This window comes from Streptomyces sp. FXJ1.172 (assembly GCF_001636945.3).
GTDB lineage: Bacteria > Actinomycetota > Actinomycetes > Streptomycetales > Streptomycetaceae > Streptomyces.
The window spans coordinates 7678672-7693285 of sequence record NZ_CP119133.2; the positions used below are offsets into that span (position 1 = coordinate 7678672).

At 73.8% G+C, this 14614-nt stretch carries 14 protein-coding genes; 9 read left to right on the forward strand and 5 right to left on the reverse strand.

Annotated features, from left to right (window positions below):
* Window positions 1–39 precede the first annotated feature (39 nt).
* Window positions 40–804 (forward strand): acyltransferase, encoded by a 765-nt coding sequence (locus A6P39_RS34575; RefSeq protein ID WP_067049484.1) that lies wholly within the window; start codon window positions 40–42, stop codon window positions 802–804.
* Between the two features lies 1 nt (window position 805).
* Here the strand turns inward: A6P39_RS34575 and A6P39_RS34580 are convergent, their stop codons facing one another.
* Entirely contained in the window at window positions 806–1663 is an 858-nt protein-coding gene (locus A6P39_RS34580; protein WP_067049487.1) for an EamA family transporter, read from the reverse strand.
* 153 nt (window positions 1664–1816) lie between these two features.
* On the opposite strand from A6P39_RS34580, the gene A6P39_RS34585 reads away from it, so the two are divergent.
* Window positions 1817–2389, forward strand: coding sequence for a helix-turn-helix domain-containing protein (locus A6P39_RS34585; RefSeq protein ID WP_067049489.1), 573 nt, complete (start codon window positions 1817–1819; stop codon window positions 2387–2389).
* 35 nt (window positions 2390–2424) lie between these two features.
* Window positions 2425–2982 (forward strand): YbaK/EbsC family protein, encoded by a 558-nt coding sequence (locus A6P39_RS34590; RefSeq protein WP_067049491.1) that lies wholly within the window; start codon window positions 2425–2427, stop codon window positions 2980–2982.
* Between the two features lie 52 nt (window positions 2983–3034).
* Here A6P39_RS34590 and A6P39_RS34595 read toward each other — a convergent pair whose 3' ends face one another.
* Window positions 3035–4153 (reverse strand): cation diffusion facilitator family transporter, encoded by a 1119-nt coding sequence (locus tag A6P39_RS34595; protein WP_067049753.1) that lies wholly within the window; start codon window positions 4151–4153, stop codon window positions 3035–3037.
* A gap of 60 nt (window positions 4154–4213) precedes the next feature.
* Between A6P39_RS34595 and A6P39_RS34600 the strand changes: the two genes are divergently transcribed.
* Entirely contained in the window at window positions 4214–4567 is a 354-nt protein-coding gene (locus A6P39_RS34600; protein WP_275883934.1) for an ArsR/SmtB family transcription factor, read from the forward strand.
* Here the strand turns inward: A6P39_RS34600 and A6P39_RS34605 are convergent.
* From A6P39_RS34605 to A6P39_RS34615, 3 genes are all read right to left on the reverse strand, one after another.
* Window positions 4561–5832: a 4-hydroxybenzoate 3-monooxygenase gene (locus A6P39_RS34605; protein ID WP_443053011.1), complete on the reverse strand. Its 1272-nt coding sequence runs from the start codon at window positions 5830–5832 to the stop codon at window positions 4561–4563. The genes A6P39_RS34600 and A6P39_RS34605 overlap by 7 nt on opposite strands.
* Window positions 5833–5905: 73 nt before the next feature.
* Window positions 5906–7546, reverse strand: a complete 1641-nt coding sequence (locus A6P39_RS34610) for an APC family permease (RefSeq protein ID WP_067049500.1) — start codon at window positions 7544–7546, stop codon at window positions 5906–5908.
* 215 nt (window positions 7547–7761) lie between these two features.
* Window positions 7762–8169 (reverse strand): CoA-binding protein, encoded by a 408-nt coding sequence (locus A6P39_RS34615; protein WP_067049756.1) that lies wholly within the window; start codon window positions 8167–8169, stop codon window positions 7762–7764.
* A 150-nt stretch (window positions 8170–8319) separates the two neighbouring features.
* Here A6P39_RS34615 and A6P39_RS34620 point away from each other — a divergent pair, with 150 nt between their 5' ends.
* From A6P39_RS34620 to A6P39_RS34640, 5 genes are all read left to right on the forward strand, one after another.
* Window positions 8320–9081: a hypothetical protein gene (locus A6P39_RS34620; protein WP_067049759.1), complete on the forward strand. Its 762-nt coding sequence runs from the start codon at window positions 8320–8322 to the stop codon at window positions 9079–9081.
* Window positions 9078–9623 (forward strand): SixA phosphatase family protein, encoded by a 546-nt coding sequence (locus tag A6P39_RS34625; protein ID WP_067049503.1) that lies wholly within the window; start codon window positions 9078–9080, stop codon window positions 9621–9623. Before A6P39_RS34620 ends, A6P39_RS34625 begins: the two co-directional genes overlap by 4 nt.
* A gap of 68 nt (window positions 9624–9691) precedes the next feature.
* On the forward strand, window positions 9692–10318 hold the full coding sequence (locus tag A6P39_RS34630; protein WP_067049506.1) for a YigZ family protein: 627 nt from the start codon (window positions 9692–9694) through the stop codon (window positions 10316–10318).
* Window positions 10319–10456: 138 nt separating this feature from the next.
* Complete coding sequence (locus A6P39_RS34635) at window positions 10457–11620, forward strand: exonuclease SbcCD subunit D (RefSeq protein ID WP_067049509.1); 1164 nt, start codon at window positions 10457–10459, stop codon at window positions 11618–11620.
* Window positions 11617–14613: an AAA family ATPase gene (locus tag A6P39_RS34640; RefSeq protein ID WP_067049512.1), complete on the forward strand. Its 2997-nt coding sequence runs from the start codon at window positions 11617–11619 to the stop codon at window positions 14611–14613. Before A6P39_RS34635 ends, A6P39_RS34640 begins: the two co-directional genes overlap by 4 nt.
* The last annotated feature ends 1 nt before the right edge of the window (window position 14614 follow it).

Below are 14614 nucleotides of genomic sequence, written 5' to 3' on the forward strand. Positions count from 1 at the left end.
GCCCTCTCGTCGAAAGCGCCCGCTTAGTAACGTAACCCCGTGCCCCAGCGGAAGAACACGTTCTCATTTCGGCGACGCCGCGCAACGCAACGTGTCGTCCACAAGGCCTGGGCCTGGATCCAGCGCGCGGGCTCCGTCACGGCCGAGCACCCGGCAGGGTTCCGGTTCGGCTCGATCGGCGAAGTCACCCGCCTGGCCTTCCCGCTCGGCACCGTCTTCGGCGAGCCCTGGATCCACCTCGGCTCCCACTGCATCATCGCCGAGCAGGTCACGCTGACCGCCGGTCTGATGCCGGACCTGGACCTCGGCCCGGACCCGATCCTGCGCATCGGTGACGGAGTGGTCCTCGGCCGGGGCAGCCATGTCATCGCGGACACGACGGTCACCATCGGCCGCGACTGCTACTTCGGGCCGTACGTCTACGTCACCTCCACCAACCACTCCTACGACGACCCGCACGAGCCCATCGGCAGGCAGTGGCCGCGGATGGAGCCGGTGGAGATCGGCCCGGGCTGCTGGATAGGCACCGGTGCGGTGATCCTGCCGGGCGCGCGGATCGGCCGGAACGTGGTCGTCGCGGCCGGTGCCGTGGTGCGCGGCACGGTGCCCGACCACGCCGTGGTCGCCGGGGCGCCGGCCCGGGTCGTACGGCGCTGGACGCCGGACGAGGGCTGGCAGCCCCCGCTCAGGACCCCGGCGCCGGTACCGATCCCGGACGGCATGACGCCGGGGCAGCTCGCGGCGCTGGCGGACCTCGACGAGGACGACCTGGCCCGGCTCGCGGAACTCGAGACCGAGGCCTGACTCAGCCGGTCGCGAGCAGCAGCGTGCCGAGCAGGGCCAGGCCCGCGCCGGCGGCCTGGACCGCGCGCAGCCGCTCGCTGAGGAAGCCGCGCGCGGCCAGCGCCGTCACCACCGGGTAGAGGGAGGCGAGGACGGCCGCCACGGTGACCGGGCCGTGCTGGGCGGCGACCGCGTAGGTGCCGTTGGCGGCCACGTCGGCGAGCCCGACGAAGGCCAGCGCGGGCAGCGAGGCCCAGCGGAAGCCGCCGTACGGCACGGCGTCCGCGCCGCGCCGTACGGAGACGGCGAGCGCGGCAGCGCCGACCGCGACACTGGCCAGCCGCTGCACGAACAGGGCGAGGAAGAGGCCGGTGACATTGGTCGACGCCTCCGTGATCAGGGCGAAGACGGTGCCGAAGCCGAGCGCCGCGATGAGCGTGAGCAGGATCGTCCGCCGCTGCACGGGCGCGCCGCGCAGCTGGGGCCCGCCGGCGAGGACGACGCCGGTGACGGCGACCGCGATGCCGGCGACCTGGAGCGGTCGCGGGCGCTCGCCGAGGACCAGGCCCACGCCGACCGGGACGGCCACGCTGAGCGTGGCGAGCGGCGAGACGACGCCCATCGGTCCGAGCGCCAGGGCCTTGTAGAAGGAGAGCAGGGCGACGGGGCCCGCCAGCCCGGCGGCGAACGCGAACCACAGCCGGGGCCCGGCCTCGCTCCAGCCGCCCGTCGCGACGACGATCGCGCCCAGCACGGCCGCCGCGACGGCCTGCGAAGCCACCACGACCGTCAGTGCGGGGCTGCGCCGGGTCAGCAGCCCGCCGCCGAAGTCGGCCAGTCCCCACAGCAGGCTGGTGGTGAGGGCGAAGAATGCTGTCACGGCCGACCTCGCAGTACAGTTCGGTGAACGCTAGGGTGCACCTCACCGTAGTTCAGCCAATTGAACTCTGTCATCCAATAAATTGAACATCCTTGAACCTCGTGACCTCGCGAACCCCGCGAACTCGCTCCCGCCTCTCCCGATGGACGTGATGTGTCGGACCTCGACCTGCTGACCCAGTCCCTGGCGCGCAACGTCAAGCGCTGGCGCACCGAGCGCGGCTTCACCCTGGACGCGCTCGCCGCCCGCGCGGGAGTCAGCCGTGGCATGCTCATCCAGATCGAACAGGCCCGGACCAACCCCAGCATCGGCACCGTCGTCAAGATCGGTGACGCACTCGGCATCAGCGTCACCACCCTGCTCGACTACGAGCAGGGGCCCAAGGTCCGTATCGTCGCCCCCGAGCAGGCGGTACGGCTGTGGCACACCGAAGCCGGCAGCTACAACCGCCTGCTGGCGGGCACCGAGGCCCCCGGTCCGGTCGAGATGTGGGACTGGCGGCTGATGCCCGGTGAGTCCAGCCCCTCCGAGCCCCACCCGGTGGGGACGGTGGAACTCGTCCACGTCACCGCCGGCGACCTGACCCTCACCGTCGACGGCGTGGCCCACCTGGTGCCGACCGGGGCGAGCGCCACGTTCGAGGCCAGTACCGAGCACACCTACAGCAACGAGGGCGACGTCCCGATGGAGATGGTCATGGCCGTCTCGGTGCCTCCCGTGCGCTGAACCCCCGCCGGGGCGCGGGCTGTTAGCGTGCGGCCATGCGCGCACCCATCGGAGACTTCGAGACCGCCACCCCCGTCCCGGACTGCCTGGACGAGCTGACCGCGCCCGTCGCCGACGCCGTACGCACCTGGCGGGGGGCGGTCCCCGCCGACCGCGTCCTCTACGTCGACACCGACCCGCGCTGGGCCGACACCGCCGTCTTCGTGGAGCACTACGGGCGCGACCTGCTGGAGCAGTCGGCCAACTGCGTGGTGGTCGCGGGCAAGCGGGGCGGCGAGACCACCCTCGCCGCATGCCTGGTGCTGTCCACCACGCGGGTCGACGTCAACGGCGTCGTGCGCCGTCATCTCGGCGCCCGCAAGGCCTCGTTCGCCTCGATGGAGACGGCGACCGGCGAGACCGGCATGGAGTACGGCGGCATCACCCCGCTCGGCCTGCCCGCCGGCTGGCCCGTGCTGGTGGACGCGGCCGTCGCCGACCTGCCCTACGTCCTCGTCGGCAGCGGACGCCGGCGCGGCAAGCTGCTGGTCCCCGGCAAGGCCCTTGCCGGCCTGCCCGGCGCCGTGGTGCTGGAGGGCCTGGGCGCCGCCTGAGACCGGGCTGCCGGAGCCGGAAGATCCGGAGCTGGGCCGCCGGCGTCCGGGGTCAGGCCGTCAGGTGGTGGGCCAGCGCCAGATGGGGGTCGCTCTCGCCCGGTGCCGGTGCCGGGTCGGCGTGCACCAGGGCGGCCGTCAGCCTCGGTACGGCGTGCAGCAGCGCGTGTTCGGCCTCGACGGCGATCGCGTGCGCCTGCCGCACCGTCGCCTCGCCGTCCACCACCACCGCGAGTTCGGCCCGCAACCGGTGCCCGATCCAGCGCAGTCGCAGCTCACCCACCGCGCGCACGCCCGGCACCGCCGCCACCGCCCGCTCGGCCCGGTCCACCAGCGCCGGGTCGACGGCGTCGAGGACCCGCCTGAACACCTCGCGCGCCGCGTCCCGCAGCACCAGCACGATCGCGGCCGTGATCGCCAGCCCCACGACCGGATCGGCCGTCCGCAGGCCCAGCGCGGAGCCGCCGGCACCCACCAGCACGGCCAGCGAGGTGAATCCGTCGGTGCGGGCGTGCAGGCCGTCGGCGACGAGCGCGGCCGAACCGATCTCCCGGCCCACCCGGATCCGGTACCGGGCCACCCATTCGTTGCCGGCGAAACCGACCAGCGCCGCCACCGCGACGGCGGGGAGGTGGGTGACCGGGCGCGGATCGAGCAGCCGGCCGACGGCCGCCCACGCGGCGAAGGCCGCCGAGGCCGCGATGGTCAGCACGATCACCAGTCCCGCCAGGTCCTCGGCCCGGCCGTATCCGTAGGTGAACCGGCGGGTCGCCGCCCGCCGCCCCAGCACGAAGGCGATGCCGAGGGGGACGGCGGTCAGGGCGTCGGCGCCGTTGTGCACGGCGTCGCCGAGCAGCGCCACCGACCCGGAGACGGCCACCACGGCCGCCTGCGTCAGCGCCGTCACCCCGAGCACGGCCAGCGACACCCACAGCGCCCGCATCCCGCGGGCCGAGGCCTCGAGGGCGGAGTCCAGCTTGTCGGCGGTCTCGTGGGAGTGCGGGGTGAGCACGTGCGCGAGGCGGTGCCGGAGGGCGGCGGCGCGGCTGCGGGGGTGGTGGTGCTCGTGGGCATGCCCGTGCCCGTGTGCGTGCCCGTGGTCACGCCCGTGCCCGTGCCCGTCCGCGTGGTCGTGGCTGTGCCCGTGCTGATGCGGACGCCGGTCGCTCACGTCGGTCCCCTTCCGGTGTGCGGAGTGGACGCGGGACGCCCACGGGACCATTATGTGCGTATGAGCGCACGCATGCACCTATCACCTGCGCACCATGCGCATCCGCGCAGCCCGGGCGAGGAGCAGTTCACGCTCGCCGCCGAGCTGCTGTCCCTGCTCGGCGACCGCACGCGCCTCGCCCTGCTGCACGCGCTGACGGCGCAGGAGGCGGACGTCACCACGCTCACCGAGGCGTGCGGCGCCGCCCGCCCGGCCGTCAGCCAGCACCTGGCCCGGCTGCGGCTCGCGGGTCTGGTGAAGACCCGCAAGGAGGGCCGCCGGGTGGTCTACTCGCTCGCGCACGGGCACCTGCGCCGACTGGTGGACGAGGCGCTCAAGACCGCCGACCACCACCTCGCCGAGCGGGGTCAGTAGGACGAGGCCGTGCCCAGGTACTGCTCGGCGAAGGCCGCCGCGGCGACGGGCGAGGAGAACAGCCGGCGCAGCCGGGCCAGCGTGGTGCCGGCGCGGAACGGATCGCCCGACGCGAGACCGTGGTAGATGTCCGACAGCCACTGCGAGAACTCCTGGTAGTCCCACACCCGGCGCAGACTCGCGGCCGAGTAGCCGGCCAGGCCGCTTCTCTCGCCCCGGGTGACACATGCGGCGAGCGCGTCGCCGAGCAGGAAGGCATCGTGCAGGGCGAGGTTCATGCCCTTCGCGGCGATCGGCGCGACCAGGTGACCGGCGTCGCCGGCCAGGAACAACCGCCCGTGGGCGAGGGGTTCGACGACGTAGTGGTGCATGTCCAGCACCCGCTTCTCGATCAGCCGGCCCTCGGTGAGCGGCGGTGCCCCGGCCGCGCCGAGCCGCTCTCGCAGCTCGGTCCAGACCCGCTCGTGCGGCCAGTTCTCCGGGTCGTCGCCCGGCGGGCACTGGAGGTAGAACCGGGTCACCTCGGGGCTGCGGGGCATCTGCCCGGCGAAGCCGCGCGGATGGACACCGAACAGGACGCAGTCGGTCGACGGCGGGACCTCGGCGAGCAGCGCCAGCCAGCCGATTCCGTCGTCCTGCCGGGCTGTTCGCCGGTGCTGTTCGGGTATCGCGTCCCGCGTCACCCCGCGCGCCCCGTCGCAGCCCGCGATGAAGTCGCAGCGCAGCAGCCGCCGTTCCCCCGTGTCCGGGCAGCGGTACGACACCGAGGGCCGGTCCGTGTCCAGGCCGTGCAGCATGACGTCGCGCACGCCGAAGCGGATGTCGCCGCCGCGTACGTCGGCGTACTCCCGCACCAGGTCCGTCACCAGCAACGGCTGGGGATACACATAATGGTGACGGCCCGTCAGCTCAGCGTAGGGGAAGCGGTAGCGCTCGCCCGCGAAGCGGAACTCGCAGGCGCTGTGCGGCTCGGCCCGTTCCGGGAGCCGTCCGGCCAGGCCGCGGCGGGCGAGTTCGCGCACCGCCCATTCCTCGATGACGCCGGCCCGGGCCCGCGTCTCGATGAACTGTCTGCTCTCGGTCTCCAGCACGACGCAGTCGACCGAGGCGGCCCGCAGGATGTTGCCGACGGCGAGTCCGGCGGGACCGGCGCCCACGACGACGACCGTACGGCGTTCGTCCGTACGGCGTTCGTCCGTACGGGCTTCTCCGGACGCGGAGTTGGAGTGGGGAGAAGGGGAGGGGGAGGGGGAGGGGGAGATCACCCCCGCATTATGACGGTGTCCCGTCAGCCGGGATGCGGCTGACGGGACACCGGGGACAGCAGGGGGAGCGGGGTCAGTGCGCGGGCGCGTCCGTGACCACGACCTCGTCGATGCTGCGCTCGATCGCCTCGGGCTGCGAGGCGGTCGCCTTGGCCCAGTAGTAGATGACGAGCGAGAACACCGCGACGACCAGGATGTCCCACCACAGCGGCAGGTCCCCGTTACCGCCGAAGGTGCTCAGGTAGGAGATCACGCCGATGCCCACGAGGTAGGGCGGCAGCCACTGGGCGGCCTTGAAGTCCAGCCGGGGAGCGTCGGGCAGGCCCTTGCGGATCGCGTAGCCGGCGTACGAGCCGAGCAGCACGTAGCCGATCAGGATCGCGCAGCCCAGGCGCCACAGGGTGTCCCAGCCGGACCAGAAGATGATCAGGTTGGCGACCACGAACGACAGCGGCGAGATGAAGTTGCCGAAGGGCAGCTTGTACGGACGCTCGTGGTTCGGCAGCCGGTCCTTGAAGACGCCGTAGGCCAGCGGGGCACCCGCGTACATCAGCACGCTCGCCGAGGTGATGAAGCCGACCAGCGTCTGCCAGCTCGGGAACGGCGCGAAGCAGATCACACCGGTCACGAACGACATCGCCAGGCCGAACCACGGCACACCGCGCGAGTCGGTCTTGGCGAAGAGCTTCGGCGCGTAGCCGTTCTTGGCCAGGCCGTAGGAGATACGGGAGGTGGCGGTGGTGTAGATCAGGCCGGTGCCGCCGGGGGAGATGATCGCGTCGGCGTACAGGACCCAGGCCAGCCAGCCCAGGCCGACCAGCGAGGCGAGACCCGCCCAGGGGCCGCTGATGCCGGCGTAGGCCAGGTTCGCCCAGCCCTTCGCGAAGGAGGCGTGCGGCAGGGCGGCGATGAACACGACCTGGAGCAGGACGTAGATCGTGGCACCGATCGCGACGGAACCGAGGGTCGCGCGCGGCAGGTCACGCTTCGGGTTGCGGCTCTCGCCGGCCAGCTGGATCGCCTGCTCGAAGCCGAGCAGCGCGAAGATGATGCCGCTGGAGCTGATCGCGGTCAGGACGCCCTTGGCACCGAACGGCGCGAAGCCCTCGGAGGTGAAGTTGCCCGGGTGGAAGTTGCCGATGGCGATGATGAAGATCGCGGCGAGCGGGACGGCGATCTTCCACCAGGTGGCCGCGCTGTTGGTGTGCGCCAGGACACGGACGCCCAGGAAGTTCACCGCGACGAACACCGCCATGAGGAGGACGGCGACGGCGATGCCGCTGGTCGTGAGCGTGCCGTTGGCGTTCTGCAGGCCGTCGGCGAAGTGCCAGTGCTTGGCGTAGCCGATCATGGCCTCGACCTCGATCGGGGCCACCGTCGCGGCCTGCAGCCAGGAGAACCAGCCGAAGGACATACCGGCCAGGCCGCCGAAGGCGTAGTGCGGGTAGCGAGCGGTGCCGCCCGCGACCGGGAACATGCCGCCGAGTTCGGCGTGCACGAGGGCGAGCAGCACGATGGCCACCGCGCCGATCACCCACGAGATGATCGCCGCGGGGCCCGCCGCCACGACCGCCTTCTCGGCACCGAAGAGCCAGCCGGACCCGATGATGGAGCCGACGGAGGCCCACATCAGGCCGATGAGCCCGACGTCTCGGCGCAGACCACCACCGGTGTCGCTTGTGGCTACCGGTGCAGCCTGGTCGACATTCGCCATGTCAAGTGGCCTCTCAGATCGTAAACGCAGGTTTAACGGGGAAGGAGGCCACAGGCTAGGGACGCTTTCGCGGCGAGCAAAAGACTGTTAACCAAATTTTGACCCGGGATCTTAGGTGTCTTGAGCCCACCCTCGGTGACAGCCTTGGCACAGCTCAGATGCCTAGTGCGAATGTCAATATTCATCGCCGCATTGTGAGAAGAAGGAAAGATTCGCTATCGCAGAAGGGGAATTTCGATCGCCGGGCACCTGTCCATCACCATGTCCAGGCCCGCCGCCCGGGTCCGCTCGAACGCGGCCTCGTCCACGACCCCCAGCTGGAACCACACCGCCCGCGCGCCCTTCGCCACGGCCTCGTCGGCCACCGGGCCGGCCAGGTCGCTGTTCACGAAGACGTCGACCACGTCCACGTCGAAGGGGATCTCCGCGAGGGAGGCGTAGCCCTTCTCGCCGTGCACCGTCTCCGCCTTCGGGTGCACGGGCACGATCCGCTTGCCGAACCGCTGCAGCGTCCGCGCCACTCCGAAGGCGGCCCGGCTCCGGTTCGTGGACAGGCCGACCACGGCCCAGGTGTCGCCCAGCTCGGTCAGGATCCTGCGGATCGTCGCTTCGTCGCCGTACAGGGCCGCCATGGCCGCCTCCTCGTGTTGCGGGAACCGTTCGCCGGAGCAACAGCCCGCGCCGGTTCCGGATTCCCGCCCCGCAGGCGCCGCCATGTCCGGAATCGGCGCAAGATGCCTGCGTACGGCCGTCCACCCGCCTACGCTCGCCCCGTGCTGCACATCCGCGACGCCCGAACCGGTGAGTCCGTCCCCGCCGCCCCCGCCCTCCGCGGTCTGACCCGCATCGAGACCGCTGCCTCCGGCCTCGATCCGACGGCCCTGCGGGTCCTTCTCACCGCCGACCTCCTCGTCCGCGCCCTGGAACTGGGCGGCACCCCGGTCTGGGCGACCCTCACCGCACCCCGGCAGCACGCCGCCGAACTCCGCTCGACCGCCACGGCCCTGGCCATCCGCCCCTTCGAGGACGGCCACGACCTGTCCGCGGGCCTGGGCGAGGCCCAGGCGATCCATGTGACGACGGCCCCGCCGGACACCTTCGGGGAAGGGCCGGTGGTGCGGGTGGCACCGGTGCGGTGGGAGGCGGAGCCCGCCCCGGAACACGCCCCCCACCCCGCGCTGCCCCTCCTCCTCGCCGACCCCGAGGCCTTCCGGCTCGCCCTGCTCTCCGTGCCCCGGAGCGAAACCGCCCGGCTGGACCCCGGCGCGCTGGGCGAGGCGGCCGGGCGGCTCGCGCGGTGGCGGCGGGCCGTGGCCGGGTGGGCACGGCAGCCGTCGCGGCCGGTGCCCGACGCGGTGCGGGCGCGGCTGCGCTCGGCGTGGGAGGACGACCTCGACCTGCCCGGTGTCCTGCGGGTGCTGCGGGACGTGGCGAGTGCTCCCGACCTGGCCGACGGCGCCCGCTTCGAGACGTACGCCTACGCCGACCGCCTGCTGGCCCTCGACCTCGCCCGTGGCCTCGGGAGCCTCGCGTGAGTGCGCGGGCGGGTGCGGCGGGCCCGCTGCGCCGGCTGGTGCTGCTGCGGCACGCCAAGTCCGCCTGGCCCGAGGGCGTCGAGGACCACCGCAGGCCGCTCGCGGCGCGCGGCCTGCGGGACGCCCCGGCCGCCGGGCGCACCCTCGCCGAGGCCGACTGCCTGCCCGACCTCGCCCTGTGTTCCACGGCCGTACGCGCCCGCCGCACCTGGGAGCTGGCCTCCGCCGAGTGGGGCACCCCACCGCCCGTGCGCTACGACCAGCGGCTGTACGCGGCAGGTGTGGCGGACTTGCTGGAGGTGGTCCGCGAGGTGCCGTCCGAGGTGGAGACCCTGCTGCTGGTCGGGCACAACCCCGGGCTGGAGGAACTCGTCCTCGAGCTGGCCGGGGACGGCCTCGACGACACGCTTGAGCGGGTGCGGACCAAGTTCCCGACAGCCGCGATCGCCGTCCTCACCTGGCACGGCACCGGCTGGTCCGCGCTCGTCCCCGGAGCGGCCCTGCTCACGTGGGTGACCGTGCCGCGCGGGAGCAAGGAGTAACGAGGGCGGGAAGCGGGCCGCCGCACGCGCGCGTGGGTGCGCTCCCGGTCACCGCATAGGCTGACGGGATGCAGGACGAGTACCGCACAGTCGCTCGCGCGGGCGTGCACGAGACCGAGATCAACCGCTCCCGCTTCCTGTGCGCCCTCGCCCCGGCCGCCACCGAGCAGGAGGCACAGGACTTCATCGCCGCCGTCCGCAAGGAGCACGCCGACGCCACGCACAACTGCTGGGCCTACGTCATCGGAGCCGACGCCTCGGTGCAGAAGGCCAGCGACGACGGCGAACCGGGCGGCACCGCCGGCGTCCCCATGCTCCAGATGCTCCTGCGCCGTGAGATGCGCTACGTCGTCGCGGTCGTCACCCGCTACTACGGCGGCGTCAAGCTCGGCGCCGGCGGACTCATCCGCGCCTACGGTGGTGCCGTCGGCGAGGCCCTCGACACGCTCGGCACACTCACCCGGCGCCGCTTCCGGCTGGCCACCGTGACCGTCGACCACCAGCGCGCGGGCAAGGTCCAGAACGACCTGCGCGCCACCGGCCGCGAGGTCCGGGACGTGCGCTACGGCGAGGCCGTCACCATGGAGATCGGCCTGCCGGACGCCGACGTGGACGCCTTCCGCGCCTGGCTGGCGGATGTGACGGCGGGCACGGCGGAGTTCGAGCTGGGCGGGGAGGCGTACGGCGACGCGTGAGTCAGGACAGATCCGGACAATCACGCCAACCCTGCCGCCACGGCCGCTGCGTTCGCCGGCACGGGAGGAGAGGTGCGAAGCGACGAAGGCGGGAGTAACCGCCCGTGATGTCCGACCCGGCCGTTAATCTCGGGGATCATGAGACTTCTGCACACGTCCGACTGGCATCTCGGCCGGGCCTTCCACCGGGTGAACATGCTCGGGGCCCAGGCCGAGTTCATCGGTCACCTCGTCACCACCGTGCGTGAGCACGCCGTGGACGCGGTGGTCGTGTCCGGTGACGTGTACGACCGCGCGGTGCCCCCGCTCGCCGCGGTCGAGCTGTTCGACGACGCGCTGCACCGCCTCGCCGGCCTCGGCGTGCCCACGGTGATGATCTCCGGCAACCACGACTCGGCCCGCCGCCTCGGCGTCGGCGCCGGACTCATCGAGCGCGCGGGCATCCATCTGCGCACCGATCCGGCCGCCGCCGGCACCCCGGTCGTGCTGGCCGACGCCCACGGCGATGTCGCCTTCTACGGTCTGCCGTATCTCGAACCGGCATTGGTGAAGGACGAGTTCGCGGTGGACAAGGCCGCGCACGAGGCCGTGCTCGGCGCCGCCATGGACCGCGTCCGCGCCGACCTCGCCACGCGCGCGGACGGCACCCGCTCCGTCGTCCTCGCCCACGCCTTCGTCACCGGCGGCGAGCCCAGCGACAGCGAGCGCGACATCACGGTCGGCGGCGTGGCCGCCGTACCGGCGGGCGTCTTCGACGGCGTCGACTATGCGGCCCTCGGCCATCTGCACGGCTGCCAGACCCTCACCGAGCGCGTGCGCTACTCCGGCTCCCCGCTCGCCTACTCCTTCTCCGAGGCCGGCCACCGCAAGAGCATGTGGCTGATCGACCTCGGCGCCGACGGCTCCGTCACCGCCGAGCGCCTCGACTGCCCGGTGCCGCGCCCCCTGGCCCGCATCAGGGGCACCCTGGACGACCTCCTCGCCGACCCGGCGCTGGCCCGCCACGAGGACGCCTGGGTCGAGGCCACGCTCACCGACCCGGCCCGCCCGGCCGACCCCATGGCCCGCCTCACCGAGCGCTTCCCGCACACCCTCAGCCTCGTCTTCGCCCCCGAGCGCGCCCCGGACGACGCCGGGGTGTCGTACGCCCGGCGCCTCGCGGGCCGCAGTGACCAGCAGGTCGCCCAGGACTTCGTCGCCCATGTGCGCGGCGCCGGGCCGGACGATGGGGAGCTGGACGTGCTGCGCGAGGCGTTCGACGAGGTGCGCGCCGACGACGCCGTACGGGAGGTGGCCCGGTGAGGCTGCACCGGCTCGACATCACGGCCTTCGGGCCCTTCGGCGGCTCCCAGAGCGTCGACTTCGACGCCCTGTCCGCCGCCGGGCTCTTCCTGCTGCACGGCCCCACGGGCGCGGGCAAGACCTCCGTCCTGGACGCCGTCTGCTACGCCCTGTACGGCGCCGTGCCCGGCGCCCGGCAGAGCGGAAGCGGCCAGGGCATGAACCTGCGCAGCGACCACGCCGAGCCCGGCTCGCGCGCCGAGGTCCGCCTGGACCTCACCGTCGCGGGGCGCCGCCTGGAGGTCACCCGGCAGCCGGCCTGGGAGCGGCGCAAGCTGCGCGGCACGGGCACGACGGTCGACAAGGCCCAGAGCTGGCTGCGCGAGTACGACAGCATCACCGGCACCTGGAAGGACCTCAGCCGCTCCCACCAGGAGATCGGCACCGAATTCGAGCAGCTGCTCGGCATGAGCCGCGAGCAGTTCTGCCAGGTCGTACTGCTGCCCCAGGGCGACTTCGCCCGCTTCCTGCGCGCCGACGCCGAGGCCCGCGGCAGGCTCCTCGGCCGGCTCTTCGACACCCAGCGCTTCGCCGATGTCGAAAAGCGCCTCGCCGAACGCCGCCGCGCCACCGAGGCACGCGTGCGTGAGGGCGACGCGGCGCTGCTCGCCGACGCCCACCGCATGCAGCAGGAAGCCGGCGACGCCATGCAGCTGCCCGAGCTGGCACCCGGCGATCCGGGCCTGGCCGAGGCGGTTCTCTGCGCCGCCGCCGTGGCGCGCGCCACCGCCCGGGAACGGCTCACCGTCGCCCACTGCCGCCTCGGCACCGCCGAGTCCGCGCACACCGAAGCCCGCCGCGCCCTGGACGAGGCGCGCGAACTCGCCCGGCTGCAGGCCAGGTTCGCCGAGGCCCGGCAGCGCGCAGAGCGACTCCAGCAGCACTCCGGCGCCCACCGCGAGGCCCAGGAGCGCATGGAGCGGTCCCGCAAGGCCGAAGCGGTCGCGCCCGCCCTGGAGCTGCGCGAGGCCGCCGAGAAGGAGCACCGCAGGGCCGCGGCGGCCGAGGCACACGCGCGCGGGACGCTGCCGGGCTGCTACGCCGGCGCCGGCGCGAGCGGACTCGCGGCAGCCGCCCGCCGGGCCGCCGGGGAACTGGGCGGCCTGGACGCGGCCCGCCGCGCCGAGCAGCGGCTCGACCGGCTGGCCGAGGAGCGCTGCGGACTCGACCGGCAGGAGCGCGCCGACGAGGACGTACTGCGCGAGGCCGACGCCTGGCTCGACGGCTGGGACACCACCCGTGGCGCGCTCCAGGCGCGCGTCGACTCCGCCCAGGAGGCCGCCACCCGCGCCGAACAGCTCGCCGTCCAGCGGGAACCGATGCATGGGCGCCTCACCGCGGCCCGCACCCGGGACGCGCTGGCCGCGGACCTGGAGGAGGCACGGCGCAGGGCGCTCGCCTCCGAGCAGCGTGCCCTCGGCGCCCGCGCCCACTGGCTCGACCTGAAGGAACAGCGCCTGAACGGCATCGCCGCCGAGCTGGCCGACCGGCTCACCGACGGCGAGCCCTGCGCCGTGTGCGGAGCCACCGAACACCCCGCCCCGGCCCGCAAGGTCGCGGGGCACGTCGACCGCGAGGCGGAGGAACGGGCTCACCAGGCATCCCGGCAGGCCGACCGGCAGCACACCGAGGACGAGCGGCGGCTCGGCGTCGTGCGCGAGGCCCTGGCCGCCGCCACCGCCGAGGCCGGCGACACCCCGACCGACCAACTCGAAGCCGCAGAACGCGCGTTGGAGCAGGAGTACACCCGGGCGCGCCGCGAGGCCTCGGCCCTGCACGCCGCCCACGAGGAGCTGCGGCGCGCCGAGCGCGAGCGCGAGCAGCGCCTGGCCGACCGCCAGCAGGCCGCCGTACGGGCCGCCTCCCGGCTCACCCGGCGCGACACCCTGGAGCGCGAACAGGCGGTGCTGGATGCCGAGTTGACGCAGGCGCGCGGCACTGCCGACAGCGTGGCCGCGCGGGCCGCGCAGCTCGAGCGGCAGGTCACGCAGCTCACCGAGGCCGCCGAAGCCACGCGCGCCGCCGAGGACGCCGCCCAGCGCCTGAAGGACGCCGACGCCCGCCTCGCCGACGCCGCCTACCGGGCCGGCTTCGACACCCCGCAGGCCGCGGCCGCCGCCCTCCTGGACGCGGCCGCCCACCGCGAGCTGCAACACCGCCTGGACGCCTGGCAGTCGGAGGAAGCGGCCGTCCGGGCCGTGCTGGCCGAGGCCGGCACCGCGGCCGCCGCCCAGCAGCCGCCCGCCGACCTGGCCGCGGCGGAGCGGGCCGCGGCCGAGGCGGAGCGCCGCCTGCGCGCGGCGGCCTCCGCGCGCGACGCGGCCGACCGCTGCCGCACCGAGCTGGACCGCCTCTCCGCGCGGGCCACAGGGGCGGTACGACGCATCGCACCGCTGCGCGAGGAGTACGACCGGGTCGCCCGCCTCGCCGCCCTCACCGCGGGCACCTCCGCCGACAACGAACGCAAGATGCGCCTGGAGTCGTATGTGCTGGCGGCCCGCCTGGAGCAGGTCGCCGCCGCCGCGACCGCGCGGCTGCAGCGCATGTCCTCGGGCCGCTACACCCTCGTCCACTCCGACGACCGCACCGGCCGCGGCCGCAGCGGGCTCGGGCTGCACGTGGTCGACGCCTGGACCGGGCGCGAGCGCGACACCGCCACCCTGTCCGGCGGCGAGACCTTCTTCGCCTCGCTCGCGCTCGCCCTCGGCCTCGCGGACGTCGTCACCGACGAGGCCGGCGGGGTGCGCCTCGACACCCTCTTCATCGACGAGGGCTTCGGCAGCCTCGACGACCAGACCCTCGACGAGGTCCTCGACGTCCTCGACTCACTCCGGGAGCGGGACCGGAGCGTGGGCATCGTCAGCCATGTCCCGGACCTGCGCCGCCGGATCCATGCGCAGCTGGAGGTGGTGAAGGGGAGGACGGGGTCGGTACTGCGGCAGCGGGGGGTCTGAG

What these genes read in the sequence shown, in the direction of transcription:
- A6P39_RS34630 (WP_067049506.1), top strand. Translation starts at nt 9,692, where the DNA reads ATGCAGGACGAGTACCGCACAGTCGCTCGCGCGGGCGTGCACGAGACC.
- A6P39_RS34590 (WP_067049491.1), top strand. Translation starts at nt 2,425, where the DNA reads ATGCGCGCACCCATCGGAGACTTCGAGACCGCCACCCCCGTCCCGGAC.
- A6P39_RS34635 (WP_067049509.1), top strand. Translation starts at nt 10,457, where the DNA reads ATGAGACTTCTGCACACGTCCGACTGGCATCTCGGCCGGGCCTTCCAC.
- A6P39_RS34610 (WP_067049500.1), bottom strand. Translation starts at nt 7,546, where the DNA reads ATGGCGAATGTCGACCAGGCTGCACCGGTAGCCACAAGCGACACCGGT.
- A6P39_RS34600 (WP_275883934.1), top strand. Translation starts at nt 4,214, where the DNA reads ATGAGCGCACGCATGCACCTATCACCTGCGCACCATGCGCATCCGCGC.